The organism is Actinacidiphila sp. bgisy145, assembly GCF_057708125.1.
This window is the reverse complement of sequence record NZ_JBYIRL010000052.1, coordinates 25,489-46,004: the sequence shown is the minus strand read 5'-3', so window position 1 is coordinate 46,004 and position 20,516 is coordinate 25,489. Positions and strand designations below refer to the sequence as shown.

Below are 20,516 nucleotides of genomic sequence, written 5' to 3'. Positions count from 1 at the left end.
CGGGGATCAGGGACGGACGACGGGCGTCCCGGACAACTCCACGCCCGCCGCGCGCAGTTCGGCCAGCGCCTGGCGGGTGGTGTCGGCGGCCACACCCGCGGTGTAGTCGAGCAGGACCCGTACGGCGAAGCCCTCCCGGGCGCCGTCGAGCGCTGTCGCGCGCACGCAGTGGTCGGTGGCGATGCCCACGACGTCCAGGTCCGAGACCCCGCGCCGGCGCAGCCAGTCCGCCAGCGCCTCCCCGTCCGCGGTCGCGCCCTCGAAACCGCTCTTCGAGGCGGAGTGGGCGCCCTTGTAGAAGACCTCGCTGACGGCCGGCGAGGCCGCGGCCGGAGCGAAGTCCGGGTGGAACTCCCCGCCCTCGCTCCCGACCACGCAGTGGACCGGAAAGGAGTCCCGGAAGTCGGGGTGGTCGGAGAAGTGGCCGCCGGGATCGACGTGGTGGTCCCGCGTGGCCACCACGTGCGCGTACTCCTCGCGGGCCGGGCCGCTCACCAGCTCCCCGATCGCGCGGGCCCGGTCGGCCCCGCCCGCGACCGGCACGGACCCTCCCTCGCAGAAGTCCTTCTGTACGTCGACGACGACCAGCGCCCTGGACACGGGCTCTCCTCATCTCTCGGGGGCGGGCGGAGTGTGGTGGCCGGCGGCCTGTCGTGGCCGCCGGCCCGGGGTCAGGACGGGAACAAGGCGCTCTGGCCGAACTCGGAGACTTCCGTCTGGCCCGGCGCCACCAGGGACACCACGGGCCCGCTGCAGTCGCGCTCGGCGAACACGAACGCGGGCGCGGCCGTGTCGTTCTTGACGATGAAGGGCCAGGTCTTGGCGTTGACGCAGCCGGACTGGGCCTGCTGGACCGCGGGGACCGAGCCGGGTACGGCGGCGGCCGCCGCGGTCCCGGCACCGGCCAGAACCGCCAGCCCGGTGCCGAGGGCGGCACCCAGCAGCGCGAGGGAACGACGCATGACTCCTCCTGTCACAGATCACGTACCGAGGTCATATGCATCATCGCCGCGCACTTCGCCCACCCACGGCGCAACGCGCACCAATTCACCGTGATGGGGCTGACGTTGTGCCGCGTTGGCCGCCATACGCGCCGGGCCCGGCGGCACTGGGGTGCCGCCGGGCCCGGGTGGGGAGTCAGATCATCGGACCGTTCAGGAGGTGCCCGCCGCGGCGCCGGCCGCGATGAGCTTGCGGTTGATGTCCCGCACCGGTCCTGGCTCGACCTTGACGACCGCGCGGTCGTAGGTGATCAGCCCGTTCAACTCGCCCTCGACATCGCTGAGTTGCGTGAACACCGAACCGGAGAGGTTGCCGGCGGCGGCCGACAGCAGCTGGCTGGTGTTGTCGACGTAGTCCTGCGTCAGCTCCGCGATGGTGGAGGCGTCGCCTCCGTAGTTCTGGCCGCCGGCGACGCCCAGGATGTGGCCGGGGATGTTGAGCGAGTACCCGCCGTGCTCGCCGTCGACGGCGGCCCGGGTCGCGTCCGGGGACGGGAACGCCGGACCGTGGTAGACGTGGTAGTCGATCAGGTCGCCCTTGCCCGAGTCGCCCTGCGAGGCGCAGCAGTTGACGCCGGACGCGGCGTCGACCAGCCGGCTCGGGTCCTGCTGCTTGATCGAGTCGGCCAGATCGCCGGTGGCCTGGCTGGACTGCTCGCCCCACCCCTCGTTGATCATCGTCCAGACCACGATCGACGGGTCGTTGAGGTGCTGGTCCACGATCTCGTGGGCCTGGTCGTTGAACGCCTGGTCACTGGCCTGGCTCGCGCCGGGCCCCACGTTGCGGCTGGGCATGTCCTGCCAGACCATCAGGCCGAGCTTGTCCGCCCAGTAGTACCAGCGCGCCGGCTCGACCTTGATGTGCTTGCGCACTGTGTTGAAGCCGAGCTGCTTGTCCAGCAGCAGGTCGGACTTCAGGGCCTCGTCGGTCGGCGCGGTGTAGATGCCGTCGGGCCAGAAGCCCTGGTCCAAGTTGGCCAGCAGGTAGGTCGGCTTGCCGTTCAGCTCGACCTTGTTCACCCCGCCGACCTTCGCCACGGACACCGACCGCATCCCGAAGTACGAGCCCACCGAGTCCGACGAGCGGCCGTCGGTCAGCGAGACCTTGAGGTTGTACAGGTACGGGTGGTCCGGGCTCCACAGCTCCGGGTGCGGCACGTGCAGCGTCAGCTTCCGGCCCACCACGCCGGTGACCGTGCCCACCGGCTTGCTGCCCGCGAACGCGGTGGCGTTCACCAGGGACCAGGCCGGCGTGGTCGCCGACGGGCGCACGGTGACGGACAGCGTGTCGTTCGACAGGTTCGGCGTCAGCACCAGCGAGTCGATGCTCGCCTGGGCCACCGGCTCCATCCAGACGGTCTGCCAGATGCCGGACGACGGGGTGTACCAGATGCCGCTGGGGTCGCTCGACTGCTTGCCGGTCGGCGTGTTCGGGTCGATGGTGTCCTTGACCTTCAACGTCAGGGTCTGCGTCCCGCGGCCGGCCAGCGCGTCGGTGACGTCGGCGGTGAACGCCTCGTAGCCGCCGACGTGGTGGGCGACCTGCTTGCCGTTGACGTAGACCCACGCCTCGTAGTCCACCGCGCCGAAGTTGAGGTTCAGCCGGTTGCCCGAGCCGACCCGCCAGTTCTGCGGAACGGTGAACGTGCGCTGGTACAGCGACCAGTCGTGGTGCTCGGCGACGCCGGACAGCGGCGCCTCCATCGGATACGGCACCAGGATCGACCCGCTCAGCTTGCCGTGGGGCAGCGCGGCGTCCTCGGCGGTGCCCTGGAACTGCCAGGTCCCGTTGAGGTTCTGCCACTTGTCCCGGGTCAGCTGCGGCCGGGGGTAGTCCGGCAGCGCGTTCTTCGGGCTGACGTCCTTGGCCCACTTGGTGGCGAAGTACCAGGTGGAGTTGTTGGTCGCCAGGCCCGAGAAGAGCGGGACGGGGCCGGCGGCGGTGGTCAGGCCGCCCTGCCCGTCATAGCTGATCCGCACGTCCGACTTCAGCGAGGCGGGGATGTCGGACGTGCCCGCGGTGAGCAGCAGCTGCGTCCGGTCAGCGGGGTTGACAACGATGTCGGGCGTCCACCGACTGCTGCCGGCGATGACCGCCAGGTGCTTGCCGATGTCCGTCGGCAGCGAGGTGACCGCGCCCGGCAGCTGCACGGTCGCGGACTTCCCCGAGGAGGTGACCGCGGCGTCGACGGTGGGCGCGGTGAAGCCCTCCGGCAGGCGCAGCGCGGAGTCCGGGATCGCCTGGCGGCTGATGCCGGGGCCGGACCACTCGGTGGTGATGTAGGCGCCGCCGTTGCCCTGGTTGTAGTCGAAGGCCAGGGTGTGCAGGCCGGCGGTGAGCGTGATCGGCTCGGACTGGGTCTGGACGTCCCAGTCGGTGGTCCAGTGGTCGATGACGCTCGCGCCGTCGAGCGACATCCGGAAGCCGTTGTCGCCCTTGATGTAGAAGGTGTACGAGCCGCCGGCCGGGACGTCGAGCTGGCCCGTCCAGTGCGCGGCGACGTTCAGGGTGGAGCCCGCGTAGTCGCGCAGGGTGGGCAGCAGGTCGGGGACGTTGAGGGAGTTCTCGACGCCGGTGCTGCTGTACTGCGCGAAGTCCAGCGACGTGGCGTCGGAGCTGAGGTAGTAGTCCGCGCGCAGGCCCTGGGGGGTGTCTGCGGCGGACGACGGGCTCGCGCTGCCGGTGGCGGCGCCGGCGGCGGTGGCGCCGGCGGCGGTCGGGACGAGCAGTGCCGCGCCGAGCAGGAGCGGCACCAGGGCGGCAAGTCGGCGTCGGTTCGGTGAGCGGAATCTGCCTGATCTCACTGCGGATACACCTCTCCGTGGGAGAAGTCGGCGCTCGGAGAACGCCGGAGGGATTTGCGCTCGCCTTCTTTCCAACGTTGGAAAGAAGGCCGAGAAGAATGAAAGCAGGGCGGTGGGAACGGCGTCTACCCCTGTGCAATGGCTGTGCAAAGTCGTATTGGTGCCGTTTTGCTGCGGTGCTCCACCGCTCGTCGCGGGAGAACGCGGCACGAATTCGGGGCAGTTGTCGGCCTTGCCGAACGTGGCGGTGTTTTGTCCGTCGGCGGGGGGAAGGTCGGCGAAGGCGGGGTTTTGCGCACGGCGGCCGCCGCCCGGACCCGGCGGCGGAGGGGGCTGTGGTCAGAGTGGGGTGGCGGGGGTGGTGCGGGGGAGGGACAGGGCGCCGTAGGCGTGGGCTTCGGGGAGGGCGCCGGGGACGATGCGGAGGGTGCCGGCGGGGTCGGGGTCGGTGAAGGGGGCGATGCGGGTGGCCAGGCCGCGGGTGAACGCCTCGTGGCCGGCGCGCAGTTCCGGGTCGATGACCAGGACGTCCGGGTTGAGCATGGTGATCGTGCTGGCCAGGGGGCGGGCGAGGAGGCGCCCGAGGTCGTCGAGGTAGCGGTTCGCGGTGGCGTCCGGGGCGCGGAGCATGGCGTCGACGTCGGTCCGGGTGAGGGCGCGGCGGTAGAGGGCGCTGAAGGCGGTGGTGAGGTCGGCGCCGAGGGTCTGCGTGGCCAGGCAGCCGCGTTTGCCGCACAGGCAGTAGGGCCCGTCCTCGACGACGGGGATGTGGGCGATCTCCCCGGCGGTGCCCAGGGCCCCGTGGTGGATGCGGCCGCCGATGACGATGCCCGCGCCGAGGCCGTCGCGTACGGACAGGTGGAGGCTGGAGGAGGCGTGGGCCGCGGCGCCGTGGTGTGCTTCGCCGAGGGCGGCGAGGTTGGCGTCGTTGACCAGGTGGACGGTCCGGCCGAGGGTGCGGCTGAGCTGGTCGCGGGGGTCCTCCTGCCGCCAGCGGCGCAGCAGGGCGGCGAGCGGGGCCGGTGCCCCGGGCGGGAGTTGCCGACCGAAGGGCCGGCCGATCCGGGCCGGGCCGTCTCCCGAGGCGTCGACGGGCAGCGGCAGCGCCAGGACCACGTGCCGGGCGTGCAGGCCCGTGGCGGCCTCGGCCGCACCGAGGACGTCGCGGACCGCCGCGCACCACTCCTGCCAGGGACCGGTCCAGGGGACGTCGAGGGTGCGGTGGGCGGTGGGTCCGTCGGTGGTGACGAGGGTGAAGGCGGTGGGTCCGCGGAACAGGCGCAGCAGCGCGACGCAGGTGGCGGCGCGGGCGAGGCGGTAGGCGGGGGAGGGGCGGCCGCGCACCGGGGCGGGGCCGTCCTCGGGGGGTACGGGGGTCAGCAGTCCGTCGGCGACGAGCTTGCCGAGCAGTGCGGTGACGACGGGACGGGACAGGCCGGTGGCCGCCATGAGGTCGACACGGCGGAGGCGGTCGTGCCCTTCGAAGGCGGCGAGGAGGGCGCGTCCCAGGACGGGGGCGGTGCTTCGGGGGCCGCGGGCCGCTGTCATGGCATGTCCCTGTGCTGGTGCCGTGTGCTCCTGGTGCGCCGCGGTGGGCCGTGCTGTGCTCGCGCTCCCGCGGTCGTGGCCGACCCGGTGCGCCGGGCGGACCCCCACCGTACGGCCGGGCTCGTGGGGGCGGACCCCCACCGTACGGCCGGGCGCGTGGCCCGGCCCGCCCCGGGGGCGAGGCGTCCCGAACCCCCTGACCGGGTCCGGGACACCCCGACCGCCGACGGGTCCGGGGGCCGAGCCCCCGGACCCTGCCGCGGTCAGTGCGCCGCGTGGCCGGGGGCGGCGGTGACGCGGATCGTGCGGGCCAGTGCGGTGGTGCGCTCGTCGCCGCCGACGGTGACCTGGCGGGTGCCGGTGGCCAGGGTCCAGCCGGTGGTGTCGCTCCAGTACTGCAACTGCCGCAGCGGGATGTGGACGGTCACGGTCCTGGACTGCCCGGCCTTGAGGGTGACCCGGTCGTAGCCGGCCAGCGCCTTGGGGGCGAACTGGACGCCCTGGGGGCCGTGGTCGGGTGCGCCGAGGTAGACCTGCGCGGCTTCGGTGCCGGCGGTCCGGCCGGCGTTGGTGACGGTGAAGGCGGCGTTCACCCCGCCGTCGGCGGCGCCTGTGGTGCGCAGCGCGGAGTAGCGGAAGTCGGTGTAGCTCAGGCCGTAGCCGAAGGGGTACAGCGGCGTCTCGCCGGTGGCGTCGAAGTGGCGGTAGCCGATGTCGACGCCTTCGGAGTAGGTGGTCGTGCCGTTCACGCCGGCGCTGGAGCGCTCCGGGTGGGAGGCGTCGTGGGCGACTTCCTGGTCGAGGGACTTCGGCCAGGTGAAGGGGAGCTTGCCGCTGGGATTCACTTCGCCGGTGAGCAGTTGTGCCGCCGCGACGCCGGCCTGGTCGCCGCCGTAGTAGGTGTCCAGGACGGCCTTGACCTTGTTCTCCCACGGCATCGCGACGGGCTGGTTGGCCTGGAGGACGACGACGGTGTTCGGGTTGACGGCGGCGATGTCCTCGACGAGCTGGTCCTGGCCGTCGGGCAGGGCGGTGGACAGGTCGCCGGAGCTGGTGTCCCAGACGAAGACGACCGCGGTCCCGGCCTTCTTCGCCGCTGCCACGGCGGCGTCGTGGTTCGCCTGCTGCTGCTGGGGGGTGACCCAGTTCAGCCGCAGCTGGACGGGCTTGCCGGAGACGTCGGGGGCGGCGGCGATGCTGAGGGTGTGGGCGCCGGCGGTCAGTTGGACCAGGGTGCGGCCGTTGGCGAGGCCGTCGGTGGTGGCGGTGGGGGCGTTGCCGTCGGTGGCGTGCACGACGCCGTAGCGCGGTGCGGTGCTGAAGCCGCCGCCGACGGTGGTGAGGGTCTTGCCGTCGACCACGAGGGTGCCGGTGCCGCCGAGGGACTGGATGTTCAGCCAGTAGCCGCCCGCGGTGGGGGCGGTGAGGGTGCCGGACCAGGTGGCGGTGGTGCCGGCCGGGAGCGCGTTCCCGCCCTTGGTGGTGAAGTTTACGGTGGCGTCGGTGCTGGTGGCGCCGTTCTGCGTGCGGGTCAGGCCGGGCTTTCCGCCGCTGGACAGCGCGGAGGCGGGCACGGGTGTGCCGGTGAGGTCGTCGGCCGCCTGGTAGGAGATGTTCGCGCGCCCGGCGGTCTCGCTCTTCAGCTCGGACAGGGCGCTGGTCTGCTGGTCGACCAGGCCGCCCGCCGCCTCGCCGCCGCTGTTGGTGGCGATGGTCTGCCCGGCGCCGGGGCCGATGAGGGCGAGCGAGGAGAGGTCCTTGCCGTCCAGCGGCAGCGCGGAGCCGGTGTTCTTGAGCAGCGTCGCCGAGTCCTGGGCGGTCCGCAGCACGGTCTGCTCGTCGGCCTTGGTGTGCTCGGGGGTGACGTTGTGCTTGGAGGCGCCGGTCAGGAGGCCGAAGCGGTCCATCTCGTACAGGACGCGGCCCGCGGCCTGGGTGACCCGGGACTCCTTGATCTGGCCGGCGGCGATGGCGGCCTTGATCTTGGCGGGGGTGAAGTAGGCGGCTATCTGGGCGCCGGCCGGGCCGCCGTTGCCGGGCATCTCCATGTCCAGGCCGGAGTTGAGGGAGTCGGTGGAGTGGTTGGCACCCCAGTCGGAGGTGACGAAGCCCTTGAAGCCCAGCTCGTCGCGCAGGACCGTGGTGAGGGTGTCGGCGTTGTCGCAGGACTGGGGGCCGTTGAGGGTGTTGTAGGAGCACATCACCGACGACACGCCCGCTTTGACGGCGGCGTCGAAGGGCGCGAGGTAGATCTCATGGAGGGTCTGCGAGTCGACCTCGACGTTGTTGCCGCCGTCGTAGGCGATGTAGTGCTTGACCTGGGCCATCTCGCCCTGGCTCTGGATGCCGGTGATCTCCGACGCGCCGGTGTTCGCCGTCAGCAGGGGGTCCTCGCCGAAGGTGTTGTAGCCGCGGCTGGAACTGGTGTCGCGGTCCATGTTGACGAACGGCTCCAGCACCGCGTCCTGGCCCAGCGCCTTCGCGTCGGAGCCGATCACCTTGCCGTTGGCCCGGGCGTCGGCGCTGCTGAACGTCGCGGCCACGCCCATGGTGGAGGTCATGCCGGTGGAGTCCTGCCGGGTGATGACCCCGGGCGGGCCGTCGCTCAGGCGCAGCGAGGGGATGCCCAGGCGCGGTACGCCGGTGAGGTAGCCGGCCTCGTACTGGTTGGTCGAGGCGGCCTCGGCGCTGCCCTCGATCATGGTGAGCTTCTCGTCGAGCGTCATCTGCGACAGCAGCCGGTCCACCCGCGCGTCGCCGGTCACCCGGGGCGGCTGAGAGGCGGCGGCCACCGTGCCGGTTCCCGCGGTGGCGGCCACGACGGCCGCCGCGACGGCCACGGCACTCATCGTCAGCCTTCTGCGGGAAAAAGCGGAACTCGTCATCGAGTCTCCTCCGAAAGGAATGGGCGCCCTCGCGCGGCGCCCTTCCACGTGTGTTCGACAAATGAAGTCGAGCGGGCCGGCGGACTCCTGCCCGACCGGCCCCACTTGGGCATCTGCAAGCTACAGAGCCGGGAAATGGCCGGTCAATACGCATTCACAGGTCATTCTTTTCGTCCTGACAGGACGAAAATCCCGGGCGGCTTTCGGCTGTCCCGTCAGAGCTTCAATTCGCTGCGGCCGCGCGGGGCGTGGGCGGATTCGGAGCCCGGAGCCGGCCGGGCCGACGACGTGCAGCGCCGGGGTCCGGCGTGCCGCCTCGGGGCGCGGACTCCTTTGATCCGATTTATATTTCGACGGTCAGACCGGTCCCGGGGGCCACCATGTGCAGTTGCCCGCCCACCACGATCCGCACCGGTGCCCGGTCGGAGTCCGGGACGGTCACGTGCAGCCGGCCGGAGTGGAGGGTCAGCCCCACGCCCCAGTGGCCGTGGTAGTGCACGCAGACACGGAACCGGGACAGCCCCGGCAGCGGCACCGGGTCGACGTGCAGCGCCCCGCCGCGTGGTTCGAGCCCGGTCAGGCAACGCTGGACGAGATCGAGGGTGCCGCCCATCGCACCGAGGTGGATGCCCTCGCCGGTGGTGCCGCCCTGGAGGTCGGCGACATCGCCCAGCAGCGACTGCTGCACATGGCTCCATGCCTCGCGCCGGCCGGATCGCGCCAGCACCCACCCGTGGACCAGCTCGCTCAGCGTCGAGCCGTGGCTCGTCCTGGCCAGGTAGTGGTCCACGGTCGCGGTCCACGTCTCCTGATCGAGCCGGTGGCCCAACCGCCGGAACAGCTCGGACAGTTCGTCCATCGGGAACAGGTAGCCGAGCATCAGCACGTCGGCCTGTTTGGACGCCTGGTAGCGGTTGACGCTGTCCCCCTCGGCCTCCAAGATGCGGTCGAGGCGGCGGATGTCCCCGTAGCGGTCCCGGTAGTCGGCCCAGTCCAGCTCGGCCAGCTCGCCGTAGCCGTCGAACTGACTGACCACGCCCTGGTGGAAGGGCACCCGCAACCGCCGGGAGACGTCCTCCCAGCGCTCCAGCTCCGCCCGGTCCAGCCCGATGCGCTCGAACAACTCGTCGCGGCGCGGCGTGGGCAGCAGGTCGGCCGTCTCCAGGGCCCGGCACAGCACCCACGCGGCCGTGACGTTCGTGTACGCGTTGTCGTCCACCCCGGGCTCGACCGCGCCCGGATAGGCGTCGTGGTACTCGTCCGGGCCGACGATCCGCTCGATGCGGTAGCGGCCGTACGACGGGTCGAAGCGCGCGGTGTCCGCCCAGAACCGGGCGATCTCGAAGAGCATCTCGGCGCCCTGCCCGTGCAGGAACGCCGCGTCGCCGGTGGCCCGGTAGTACTGCCATATGTTGTACGCCACCGCGGAGTCGACATGGTGCTGGAGCCGGGAGTTGTCCGGCAGCCAGCGTCCGGACCGGGGGTTGAGGTGCAGGCGCTGGGTCTCCTCGCGTCCGTCGCTCCCGCTCTGCCACGGATACATGGCGCCTTTCCGCCCGGCGTCCGCCGCGCTGCGGCAGGCCGCTCCCAGCCGGCGGTACCGGTAGAGCAGGAGCGCGCGGGCGACCTCCGGCAGGTGCAGGCTCAGGAAGGGCAGGACGAACAGCTCGTCCCAGAAGATGTGCCCCCGGTACGCCTCCCCGTGCAGCCCGCGGGCGGGCACACCGACGTCCAGGACCGCGGTGTGCGGGGACAGCGTCTGGAGGATGTGGAAGAGGTGCAGCCGCAGCACGTGACCGGCCCGGCCCGGCGCCTCCAGCGCTGCCCGCTCCCACAGCCGCTTCCACGCGGTGGTGTGGGAGTCGAGGAGTGCCGCGAAGTCCGGGGCCTGCCCGGCGCGGGCGAGCGCCGCGTCCGCCGGGTTGCCGATCGCCGGGTCCCGCGTGGTGTGCAGGGCCACCGTCTTCTCCACGGTGACCGGCCGCCCGGCGCGGACCGGCACGGTCAGCCGCAGCATCGCACGCCCCTCGCCGGCGGCCCGGTCCGCCGCACCCGCCGGTGCGCCCTCCACACGGACGCGGCAGGCCATGGCGACGCCGATGCCCGAGGAGGACGTCCGGCAGCTCAGCGTCACCGTGTCCGGCCCGGGAACGCCCGCCCGCAGGTCGACAAGATGCCGGCCCGCCAGCGCGCGGTACCGCTCGACGCCGTCATTGGCGACGTGTCCGTCCAGGCCCGCCTCGATCTCGACCTCGCCCGCCCAGTCCGCGGTGACCTGCACGCGCTGGGCGGCCAGATGCGGGTCGTGCATGTGGACGATGCGCGTCTCGGTCACCGCGACCTCCCGGCCGTCCGGGCCGCGCAGCCGCATCCGGCGGGTCATGGTGGCCCGGCGCATGTCCACCACCTGCGTGTACGCCGCCACCGCGCACGTGTCGGGGCCGAACCACGGCCCACCCGGCACACGGACCCGCAGCGGCAGCCAGTTCGGCAGGTTGACCATGTCCTCGTTGTCGACCTCGCGGCCCGCCACCTGCGACGAGAGGCGGTTGTAACAGCCCGCCGCATACGTGCCTGGGTAGTGGACGTCGTCCGCGGCCGACTCCGCGGCCGCGCCACGGGTCGCGAAGTAGCCGTTGCCGAGCGTGCACAGCGCCTCACGCAGCCGCTCCCGCGCCGGATCGTAGCCTTCGTAGGCCCAGGTCCACCCGGCCGGCGGGCGGGAGGGCGGGCCGCCGCGGCGCGACCGGCTCACAGCGCCCCGATGCGGCGCCCCGTGACGCGGTCGGGGTGGATACGCACCCACTGCGGGCGGTCGCCGCCGGCCCAGGGCCGGATCAGCTCCTCCTCGGCGAGGTGGCGGGACTCGGCGGCGCCGACGCGTTCGGCCTGGCCGGTGAGCAGGACGCTCCAGCCCTGGCTGGTCTCCTCGTCGATCCGGTCCACCTCGAACGAGACGACTGTGCCCTCCCCGGGCGCGGCCTCGCCCTCCCGCGCGGTCCGGTAGACGACGGTCTCCGCGTCGACGGCGTAGTTCACCGGATAGGCGACGGGCGCCGGTTCGGCCGGCAGCACCACACGGCCCACACCGTGCGGGCCCACCCGGTCCCAGCACTCGGTGCCGGTCAGGCGGATGAGCACAGGGCGCTCCCCGGGGCCTGGCTGCCCGGGCGGGATGTCGGTGCGGTCGTCGATCAGGTCCTGGAAGGTCATGCCCAGCGCGGCGGCGACCCGGCGCAGCCCGTCCGGGTCGAAGTCCAAGCCGACCGCGGCCAGTTGGCGCAGGTAGTGCGGCGACATCCGGGCCCGCTTCGCCAGTACCGCGTCGCTGACGCCCAGTTGGCGCTGGCGTTCGGCGATGCGGCGCCGGAGCCGGTCCGGAGCAGGGCCGTGCGCGCCGGAAGCGCTGTGTGCTGCCACGAGCCTTCCTCCTCTCACCGCCCCTGCGGCCCATCGAACTCGCCCGCCGCCAGCGGCGCAGCGGTCCGGTGGTGCCGCCCCGGGGGGCCGGTCGGCCCCCTCCGCAGGGCCGGTCGGCCCTCCGGGGCGGGGGCGGCGCTCAGGCCGCCTCGGGGATGGCGCGCCCGTACGTGGCGAGCGTGACGTCCGCCGGCTCGGGGCCGCCGCGCCGGCCGGTCTCGAGCCCGTCGAGGGCGGCGAGCTGCCCGGCGTCGAGGGAGAAGCCGAAGACGTCGATGTTCTCCGCGATCCGCTCCCGCCGGGTGGACTTCGGGATGACCGAGCGGCCCTGCTGGAGCCCCCAGCGCAGCAGCACCTGGGCCGGGCTCCGGCCGTGCTCCGCGGCGATGCGCGTCACCACCGGGTCCTGGAGGACACTGCGGCGGTCCTCGCCGTAGCCGGGGTAGAACGTGATCCCGCCGATGGGCGACCACGCCTGGTTGACGATGCCGTGCGCGTCGTCGAAGTCCAGCACGGCGCGCTGCTGGAAGTACGGGTGGATCTCCAGCTGGTTCACCGCGGGGACCACCGAGGTCGCATCGAGCAGCGCGGTCAGGTGCTCCACCATGAAGTTGCTGACGCCGATCGCCCGGACCCGGCCGTCGGCCAGCAGCGTCTCCAGGGCGCGGTAGGCGGCCGTGGTCCGCTCGAAGTCCGACGGCAGGGCCTGGTGCAGGATCAGCAGGTCGATCCGGTCCAGCCCGAGCTTGGCGGCGCTCTTGTCGAAGCCGTGCAGCGTCTCGTCGTAGCCGTAGTCGCTGATCCAGATCTTCGTCTCGACGAACAGTTCCCCGCGCGGCACACCGGAGTCGCGGAGGGCCTGCCCGACCTCGTGTTCGTTGCCGTAGGCGGCGGCGGTGTCGATGTGGCGGTAGCCGAGGTCGAGCGCGGCGGCGACCGCGGCCCGGGTCTCCTCGGGCGGGGTCTGGAAGACGCCGAGCCCGAGGGCGGGCATCCGGACGCCGTTGTTGAGGGTGAGGTACTCCATCACGCGGTCCTTTCGTCGCGGGCGCCCGGGGCCCGGGGTGGGAGGCGGGGCACGGCGGGGCGGTCTCGGGGGCGGTCTCGGGGCGCGCTCGGTGGTGCCTGCGTGGTGCTCGCGCCGTGCGGGTGCCCCGGACTCCTCCAGCCAACCGCGCACCCGCCCCGGGGTGGGAGTCACTGCTCTTCCAGGTAACGGCAGTACCTCGCAGGGCCCGGGCGCCGGATCTACGGTGGAGGAGCCGGCCGAACCCGTCGAACCGGCCGATACCCGCAGCAACCGGCCGTACCGTCGACGTCGCCAGGTACCGCCGAACCCGCCCACCACGAGGAGCCCCGTGCCCAAGGAGAACCTGGCCGCCGAGGTCCGCGAGTTCCTCAGCACCCGCCGCGCCCGGATCACCCCCGGACAGGCCGGGCTGCCGGTCCACGGCGGCGGGACCCGGCGGGTCGCGGGACTGCGCCGGGAGGAGGTCGCGCTGCTCGCCGGAATGAGCGTCGACTACTACGTGCGCCTGGAGCGCGGCAACCTCGGCGGCGTCTCCGACTCCGTACTGGAGGCGCTCGCGCACGCGCTGCGACTCGACGAGGCCGAGCGCGCCCACCTGTACGACCTGGCCCGCGCCGCCACCCCGTCCGGCCGCCGCCCGTCCGCCACCGCTCTCGCGCGTCCGCCCCACCATCCTGCGGCTGCTCGACTCGATGACCGGCGTACCGGCGTACGTGCGCAACGCGCGTTTCGACGTCGTCGCCGCCAACGCCCTGGGCCGGGCCCTGTACGCACCGGTCTTCGACTCCCCGCTCTTCGCCCGGTGCGGCCCGGTCAACACCTCGCGCTTCCTGTTCCTCGACCCGGCCGGGCGGGACTTCTGGCCCGACTGGGAGAAGGCCGCCGACGACTCCGTGGCCTTCCTACGCACCGAGACCGGCCGGGCGCCCCACGACCGGGCGCTGACCGATCTGGTCGGCGAACTCACCACCAGGAGCGACGAGTTCGCCCGGCGCTGGGCCCGCCACGACGTGAAGTTCCACCGCAGCGGCCTGAAGCGCCTGCACCACCCGCTGGTCGGCGACCTCGCCCTGCCCTACGAGGCGCTGGACCTGCCGTCCGACCCGGGCCTGCGGCTGAACGCCTACACCCCCGAACCGGACTCGCCGGAACGGGAGGCGCTGGGGCTGCTCGCCGCCTGGGCGGGCGCCGGCACCGCCGTCCCGGCCCGGGACACCTGAACCACGAGGAGACCACCCCATGCACTACCGACCGCTCGGCCGCACCGGCGTCCAGGTCAGCCCGCTCTGCCTCGGCGCCATGATGTTCGGCCCCTGGGGCAACGAGGACCAGGCCGACTCCGTCCGGATCATCCACCGCGCCCTGGACGCCGGGATCAACTTCGTCGACACCGCGGACGTCTACTCCGGCGGCGTCTCGGAGGAGATCGTCGGGAAGGCGCTGAAGGACCGCCGTGCGGACGTGGTCCTGGCCACCAAGTTCTTCATGCCGATGAGCCAGGACGACCCCAACCGGCGCGGCGGCTCACGGCGCTGGATCATCCGCGAGGTGGAGGACTCCCTGCGGCGGCTGGGCACCGACCACATCGACCTCTACCAGGTCCACCGCCCCAGCCCCGACACCGACGTCGCCGAGACGCTGGGCGCGCTGACCGACCTCGTCCGGCAGGGCAAGATCCGCTATCTCGGCTCCTCGTCCTACACCGGCTCGCAGATCGTCGAGGCGCAGTGGGCCTCCCGTGAACGCCGCCTGGAGCGGTTCGTCACCGAGCAGCCGCCGTACTCGATCCTGGTCCGCGGCATCGAGGAGGACGTGCTGCCCACCGTGCGCCGCCACGGCATGGGCACGCTGACCTACAGCCCGCTCGCCGGCGGCTGGCTCTCCGGCCGCTACCGCAAGGACGCCACCTCCGGTCCGGCCTCCGCGGCGCGGCCCGGGGCCCGCTTCGACCTGGCCAGCCCCGCCAACCAGCGCAAGCTCGACGCTGTCGAGCAGCTCGCGCTGCTCGCCGAGTCCAGCGGCCTGACCCTGATCGAGCTGGCCGTCGCCTTCGTGCTCCAGCACCCCGGCGTCACCTCCGCGATCATCGGGCCGCGCACCATGGAGCAGCTCGACGCCTTCCTGCCCGCCGCCGACGCCACCCTGCCCGCCGACGTCCTCGACCGCATCGATGAGATCGTGGCGCCCGGCGTCACCGTCAACCCCGCGGACAACAGCTACGGCGACTTCGACCTGCGCCCCGACCAGCGCCGCCGCTGAGCGCCCCCGGGCCGGCCGCGGCCCGCCGCCGCCCGGTCAGGCGCGGGCGGACTGCTGGAACGTCTCGACCCGGCAGCGGGCCGCGCCGCTGCGCCTCCTCGCCGGTGATCCTCGGCTTGCCGCCCCGGCGGCCGCGGGCCGCCCGTTCGCGGATCGCGGTTCCGGTCGTGCCGTGATCGAGGAGGACGTGCACGGGGCCGGAGGCGTCGACGGCGATCAACGCTGTTCCCGCCCGTGCCCGAGGGCGTCGAGGACATCGGCCGTACTGAGCGCGGTGCGGGTTTCGCGCTCCAGTCGGGCGGCCATTTCCGCGAGGGTGGGCTTGGCGGCCTCCCTGGTGAGGAGTTCCAGCGCGTACGCCTCGAGCGGTATGCCCGCCTGTGCCGCACGGACCTTCAGGACGTTGACGGTGCCGTCCGGGACATCCCGGATCGTGATCGCGGTCATGCCTTTGTTCTAGCGGAAATGCAGGTGTTCCGGCGGCGGTGCAGGCGAAACGCGGGCACCGGCGGTCGGGGCCGGACTCGTGTCCGGGGTCCGGGGCGGCGCAGCCGGTCGCGGGGTCTCAGGCGGGACGCGAGTGCTGGTCGAGTGGTGCTCCCCGGGGGGTCGGGAGGGTGGAGCGGGCCGCAGGACGCGGCCCGCGGGCCGGCGGGAGTTCCCCCGGCCTCCCCCCGGGACAAGGGAGAACGCGACCATGCCGACGGGTGTTTCGGGGCACGACGCGGCGCCGGGCCGAGCGCCTTGGTGAGCGGCCGGCACACGCGGGTGTGCCTCGTCGGGGCCGGACCGCGCGGGCTGTCCGTACTGGAGCGGCTGTGCGCCCAGGAGCGCAAGTCCCCGCGGTGGGACCGGGTGACCGTGCACGTGGTCGACCCGGAGCCGGCCGGCGCGGGGCGGGTGTGGCGCCCGGCGCAGTCGCCGCACCTGCTGATGAACACCGTGGCCTCGCAGGTCACGGTCTACACCGACCAGAGCGTGCACATGCGCGGCCCGCTGGAGGAGGGGCCGAGCCTGTACGCGTGGGCCAGGGCGCTGGGCCTCGGCACGCTCCCGCCCGGACCGGCCACCCCCACCGCCGCGAGGGTGGTGGCCGAGGCCCGCGCGCTGGACCCGGACACGTATCCCACCCGCGCGCTGTACGGCCACTACCTGGCCTGGGCCTTCCACCGGATCGTGGCGGGCGCCCCCGCGCACGTGGCGATCCGGGTGCACCGGGTGCGCGCGGTGGCCCTGGAGGACGAGCCGGCGGCGCACGGCCCGCCCGCCCCGTACGGGCCGCAGCGCGTGTCGCTGGCGGACGGCACCCGGCTGACGGCGCTGTCCGCGGTGGTGCTCGCCCAGGGCCACGTGCCCGCCGGGCCGGACGGACCGCAGCGCGCCCTGGCGGACTTCGCCGCCCGCAACGGCCTGCTGCACATCGGCCCCGCCAACCCCGCCGACGTGGACCTGTCGGGCGTCGCGCCGGGCGAGCCGGTGCTGCTGCGCGGGCTCGGCCTGAACTTCTTCGACTACATGGCGCTGTTCACCCACGGCCGCGGCGGGCGCTTCGAGCGGGCCGAGGGCCGGCTGGTCTACCGGCCCTCGGGCCGGGAGCCGCGGATGTACGCCGGTTCGCGGCGCGGCGTCCCGTACCACGCGCGGGGCGAGAACGAGAAGGGCGCGCACGGCCGGCACACCCCGCGGCTGCTGACCGCCGAACACGTCGCGCGGCTGCGCGCGCCGGGCACGGCACCCTTGCGTTTCGGCACCGACCTGTGGCCGCTGATCTCCAAGGAGGTGCGCGCCGTCTACTACGAGGCGCTGCTCGCCGCGCGGGAGGGTGAGGGTGACGGTGCCCGCGGAGGCGCCGCCGCGGGGTTCGCCGCGGCCTTCCTGCGGGCCGCGCCGGGCGCGGCGGAGGACGCCGTGCTCGACGCCGCCGGGATCGGGCCCGAACAGCGCTGGGACTGGGCGGCGATCACCCGCCCGTACGGCACCCGGGCCTTCGCCGACCTCGCCGACTTCCGCGGCTGGCTGCGCGCGCACCTCGTGCGGGACGTGGCCGAGGCGCGCCGCGGCAATGTGCGCGGGCCACTGAAGGCCGCCCTGGACGTACTGCGGGACCTGCGCAACGAGATCCGGCTCGCCGTCGACCACGGCGGCCTCGACGGCGCCTCCTACCGCGACGAGCTGGCCGCCTGGTACACGCCCCTGAACGCCTACCTGTCCATCGGCCCGCCCGCCCGCCGGGTGGAGGAGATGATCGCGCTGCTGGACGCCGGCGTGCTCGAACTGACCGGCCCCGGCATGCGGGTGGCGCCCGACCCGGGGGACGGCGTGCGCGGCGCGGGCTTCGTCGCGACCTCGGCCGAGATCCCCGGCGTACGGGTCCGGGCCGCCGCGCTGATCGAGGCCCGGCTGTGCGACGCCGACCTGCGCCGCACGGAGGACCCGCTGCTGCGGGGACTGCTGGCCGCCGGGCAGTGCCGCCCCTACCGCATCCCCGGGCGGGACGGCGGCGACTACGAGACCGGCGGCCTGGCCGTCTCCCCCCGCCCCTACCACCTGCTGCGCGCCGACGGCACCGCGCACCCGCGGCGCTTCGCCTACGGCGTGCCCACCGAGTCCGTGCACTGGGTCACGGCCGCCGGGATACGGCCCGGGGTCGGGTCCGTGACGCTGGAGGACTCCGACGCGATCGCGGGCACCGTCCTCGCGCTGTCCGCGCCGCCGGTGCCGCCGTCCACCGCGCCGCCCGTTCCCGCATCGCCCGTTCCCGCGCCGCCCGTCCTGCCGGACCCCGCTGCTCCGGCCGCCGCCCGTACGGAAGAGGTGCACCAGTGAGCACAGCGCGCGCCGGTTCGGCGCACCCCGGCACGGAACCCGCCGCCCCCGTAGCGCCGCGGGAGCAGATCCCCGCTGTGCAGCCGGACTCCGGGCTGCTCTCCCCGGTCCGCGTGGGCACCGCCGTGGAGGCCGCGGTCGGTGACACCGCCTGGCTCCAGGCGATGCTGGACGCGGAAGCCGCACTGGTCCGGGCGCAGGCCCGGTGCGGCACGGTGCCGGCGGCCGCCGCCGAGGCGATCACGGCCGCGGCCCGGGCCGAGCTGTTCGACGTACGCCGGCTCGCCCTGGCCGCACGCGGCACCGCAAACCCGGTGGTCGGCCTGGTGGCCGCGCTGACCGCCGAGGTCGCACGGCGGGCGCCCGAAGCCGCGGAGTACGTGCACCGCGGGTCCACCAGCCAGGACATCCTCGACACCGGCGCCATGCTGGTCTCGGCACGGGCGCTGCGCCTGGTGCTGGCGGACCTACGGGCCGCGGCCGGCGCGCTGGCGCGGCTGGCGGCCGCGCACCGGGACACCGCGATGCCCGGCCGGACACTCGCCCTGCACGCGGTGCCGACCACCTTCGGGCTGAAGGCCGCGGGGTGGCGGCAGCTCGTGCTGGACTCCGTCGCGCGCCTGGAGGCGGTGGCCGACCACGGGCTGCCGGTCTCCCTGGGCGGTGCGGCCGGCACGCTGGCGGGCTACCTCCAGTACGCGGCCATGGCGCGGGCGGGCGGCGGGGGAGCGCCTGCCGACGGCGGCGCCGGCTCGCTCGGCTCCCTGGGCGCCCTCACGGACGCCTTCGCCGCGGAGACGGGTCTCGCGCGGCCGGTGCTGCCCTGGCACGCGCTGCGCACCCCGATCGCCGACCTGGGCGCGGCCCTGGCCCACACCGCGGGCGCGCTGGGCAAGATGGCCGCGGACGTCCAGGTGATGGCGCGCACCGAGGTCGGCGAGGCCACCGAGCCCGGCGGCGCGGGGCGCGGCGCGTCGTCGGCGATGCCGCACAAGGCCAACCCGGTGCTGGCGACGCTCATCCGGTCGGCCGCGGTGCAGGTGCCCGCGCTCAGCTCGGTCCTGGCGCAGTGCATGTCGGCCGAGGACGAGCGCTCGGCCGGGCTGTGGCACGCCGAGTGGCAGCCGCTGCGCGAGTGCCTGCGGCTGACCGGCGGCGCCGCCCGCGCCGCCGCCGAGCTGTCCGCGGGCTTGAGCGTGCACCCGGCGCGGATGCGCGCCAACCTCGACGCCACCGCCGGGCAGATCGTCTCCGAGCGCCTCGCGGCCCACCTCGCGCCGCTGCTCGGCAGGGCCGCCGCCCGGGACCTGCTCACCGCGGCCGCCCTGGCCGCCCGGCGCACCGGACGCCCGCTCGGCGACGTACTGGCCGAACAGCCCGCGGTCGGCGGCGTCCTGACCCGCGGCGAGCTGGCCGGACTGCTCGACCCCGAGCAGTACACCGGCGTCGCCGGCCCCCTGGTCGACCAGGCCCTCCGCCAGTGACCCCGCGGCCCCTGCCACGACCGAGCCCCCACGCTTCCGCCTGCCCCCGCCCGCCGTGCCGTACGACCCGGGCCGGCGCCACCGCGCCCGCCCGCCGCACCTGCCGCATCCCATCGCCCCCGCCGGAGGATTCCATGCCGCCCCTGCCGCCCGCCCGTGTCGTCCGCGCCGTCGAAGGCGTGCGCTCGGCCCTCCAGGGCCTGACCCGCAAGATCGCACCGCCGCCGTTCGCCCTGCTGGAGCTGGTGCAGGGCGCGATGGTCAGTCAAGCCCTCTACGTGGCCGCCGAGTTGCGGGTCGCGGAGGCCCTGACCGGTGGCCCGCTGCGGCCGGAGGAGCTGGCGCGGCGGACTGGCGCCGAAGCCGACACCCTGCACCGGGTGCTGCGGCTGCTGGCGAGCTACCACGTGTTCACCGAGCTGAAGGACGGCCGGTTCGCGCTCACCCCGATGGCGCGGGCCCTGGTCGAGGACGCGCCGATGTCGATGCGCGGCATCGCGCTGCTGATGGGCCACCCCATCCACTGGGAGGACTGGGGCTGCCTGGTCGACGCGGTGCGCACGGGTGAGCCCAGCCTGCCCAAGCTGCGCGGCATGGGCGCGTTCGACTACCTGGAAGCCAACCCCGAGTACGGGGCGGTCTTCACCGCCGGGATGGGGGCGATGTCGGCCACGGAGACCGAACCGCTGCTCGCCGCCTACGACTTCAGCCGCTTCGGCACCGTGGTCGACTTCTGCGGCGGCCGCGGCGACCTGCTCGCCGGGGTGCTGAAGAAGGTGCCCTCGGCGCGCGGCATCCTGTCCGACCCGCGGGTGGGCACCAACGGCGCCGCCGCCTTCCTGGCCGATCAGGGCCTGTCCGAGCGCTGCGCCGTCGCCGACGGCGGCCTGTTCGACCCGGTGCCGCCGGGCGGTGACGCCTACCTGCTCAAGCACATCGTGCACGACTGGCCCGAGCCGCAGGCCCTGGAGATCCTCACCAACGTGCGCAAGGCGATGAACCCCGGCGGGCGGCTGCTGGTGATGGAGATGGTCGTCCCCGACCGGCGCAACAGCCCGCACGCCGGCAAGCTCACCGACCTGTGGCTGATGCTGCTGGTCGGCGGCAAGGAACGCACCCGCGCCCAGTACGCGGAGTTGCTGGCCAAGGCCGGGTTCACGCTGGAGCGCGTGGTGCAGACCGCGTCGGCGCTGTCGGTGGTGGAGGCGTCCGTACGCTGAGCCCGCACGGCACGCAGCCGGCCCCGCGGCCTCTTCTT

At 73.9% G+C, this 20,516-nt stretch carries 14 protein-coding genes and 1 pseudogene; 6 read left to right on the top strand and 9 right to left on the bottom strand.

The window, feature by feature from the left end:
• Positions 1-6: 6 nt before the first annotated feature.
• The 8 genes from AC3ERT_RS32620 to AC3ERT_RS32585 form a co-directional block, all read right to left on the bottom strand.
• On the bottom strand, positions 7-600 hold the full coding sequence (locus tag AC3ERT_RS32620; RefSeq protein ID WP_435131693.1) for an isochorismatase family protein: 594 nt from the start codon (positions 598-600) through the stop codon (positions 7-9).
• A 71-nt stretch (positions 601-671) separates the two neighbouring features.
• Positions 672-962 (bottom strand): hypothetical protein, encoded by a 291-nt coding sequence (locus tag AC3ERT_RS32615; RefSeq protein ID WP_435131695.1) that lies wholly within the window; start codon positions 960-962, stop codon positions 672-674.
• Between the two features lie 192 nt (positions 963-1,154).
• Positions 1,155-3,806: a PA14 domain-containing protein gene (locus AC3ERT_RS32610; RefSeq protein ID WP_435178470.1), complete on the bottom strand. Its 2,652-nt coding sequence runs from the start codon at positions 3,804-3,806 to the stop codon at positions 1,155-1,157.
• A gap of 339 nt (positions 3,807-4,145) precedes the next feature.
• Positions 4,146-5,354, bottom strand: coding sequence for an ROK family transcriptional regulator (locus AC3ERT_RS32605; RefSeq protein ID WP_435178468.1), 1,209 nt, complete (start codon positions 5,352-5,354; stop codon positions 4,146-4,148).
• A 263-nt stretch (positions 5,355-5,617) separates the two neighbouring features.
• Positions 5,618-8,203: a beta-glucosidase family protein gene (locus AC3ERT_RS32600; protein WP_435178466.1), complete on the bottom strand. Its 2,586-nt coding sequence runs from the start codon at positions 8,201-8,203 to the stop codon at positions 5,618-5,620.
• A gap of 379 nt (positions 8,204-8,582) precedes the next feature.
• Positions 8,583-10,994, bottom strand: coding sequence for a glycoside hydrolase family 65 protein (locus AC3ERT_RS32595; RefSeq protein WP_435131701.1), 2,412 nt, complete (start codon positions 10,992-10,994; stop codon positions 8,583-8,585).
• Positions 10,991-11,659: a pyridoxamine 5'-phosphate oxidase family protein gene (locus tag AC3ERT_RS32590; protein ID WP_435178464.1), complete on the bottom strand. Its 669-nt coding sequence runs from the start codon at positions 11,657-11,659 to the stop codon at positions 10,991-10,993. The genes AC3ERT_RS32595 and AC3ERT_RS32590 overlap by 4 nt, the downstream gene beginning before the upstream one ends.
• Positions 11,660-11,798: 139 nt before the next feature.
• Positions 11,799-12,686 (bottom strand): aldo/keto reductase, encoded by an 888-nt coding sequence (locus tag AC3ERT_RS32585; protein WP_435178462.1) that lies wholly within the window; start codon positions 12,684-12,686, stop codon positions 11,799-11,801.
• Positions 12,687-13,170: 484 nt separating this feature from the next.
• On the opposite strand from AC3ERT_RS32585, the pseudogene AC3ERT_RS32580 reads away from it, so the two are divergent.
• The 3 genes and pseudogenes from AC3ERT_RS32580 to AC3ERT_RS32570 form a co-directional block, all read left to right on the top strand.
• Positions 13,171-13,227: pseudogene (locus tag AC3ERT_RS32580) on the top strand (hypothetical protein); the annotation flags it as partial.
• A gap of 154 nt (positions 13,228-13,381) precedes the next feature.
• Entirely contained in the window at positions 13,382-13,909 is a 528-nt protein-coding gene (locus AC3ERT_RS32575) for an MmyB family transcriptional regulator (RefSeq protein WP_435178460.1), read from the top strand.
• Between the two features lie 19 nt (positions 13,910-13,928).
• Positions 13,929-14,948: an aldo/keto reductase gene (locus tag AC3ERT_RS32570; RefSeq protein ID WP_435131708.1), complete on the top strand. Its 1,020-nt coding sequence runs from the start codon at positions 13,929-13,931 to the stop codon at positions 14,946-14,948.
• Positions 14,949-15,164: 216 nt separating this feature from the next.
• On the opposite strand, the gene AC3ERT_RS32565 is transcribed toward AC3ERT_RS32570, so the two are convergent.
• On the bottom strand, positions 15,165-15,395 hold the full coding sequence (locus AC3ERT_RS32565; protein ID WP_435131710.1) for a FitA-like ribbon-helix-helix domain-containing protein: 231 nt from the start codon (positions 15,393-15,395) through the stop codon (positions 15,165-15,167).
• A 300-nt stretch (positions 15,396-15,695) separates the two neighbouring features.
• On the opposite strand from AC3ERT_RS32565, the gene AC3ERT_RS32560 reads away from it, so the two are divergent.
• The 3 genes from AC3ERT_RS32560 to AC3ERT_RS32550 all read left to right on the top strand — a co-directional run bounded on the left by AC3ERT_RS32560 (position 15,696) and on the right by AC3ERT_RS32550 (position 20,478).
• Positions 15,696-17,774 carry an FAD/NAD(P)-binding protein gene (locus AC3ERT_RS32560; protein ID WP_435178458.1) on the top strand — a complete coding sequence of 693 codons (2,079 nt, stop codon included), beginning with the start codon at positions 15,696-15,698 and terminating at the stop codon, positions 17,772-17,774.
• 68 nt (positions 17,775-17,842) lie between these two features.
• Positions 17,843-19,258: a nitrosuccinate lyase gene (locus AC3ERT_RS32555; RefSeq protein ID WP_435178478.1), complete on the top strand. Its 1,416-nt coding sequence runs from the start codon at positions 17,843-17,845 to the stop codon at positions 19,256-19,258.
• A 134-nt stretch (positions 19,259-19,392) separates the two neighbouring features.
• Positions 19,393-20,478, top strand: coding sequence for a methyltransferase (locus AC3ERT_RS32550; RefSeq protein WP_435178456.1), 1,086 nt, complete (start codon positions 19,393-19,395; stop codon positions 20,476-20,478).
• Positions 20,479-20,516: the final 38 nt, after the last annotated feature.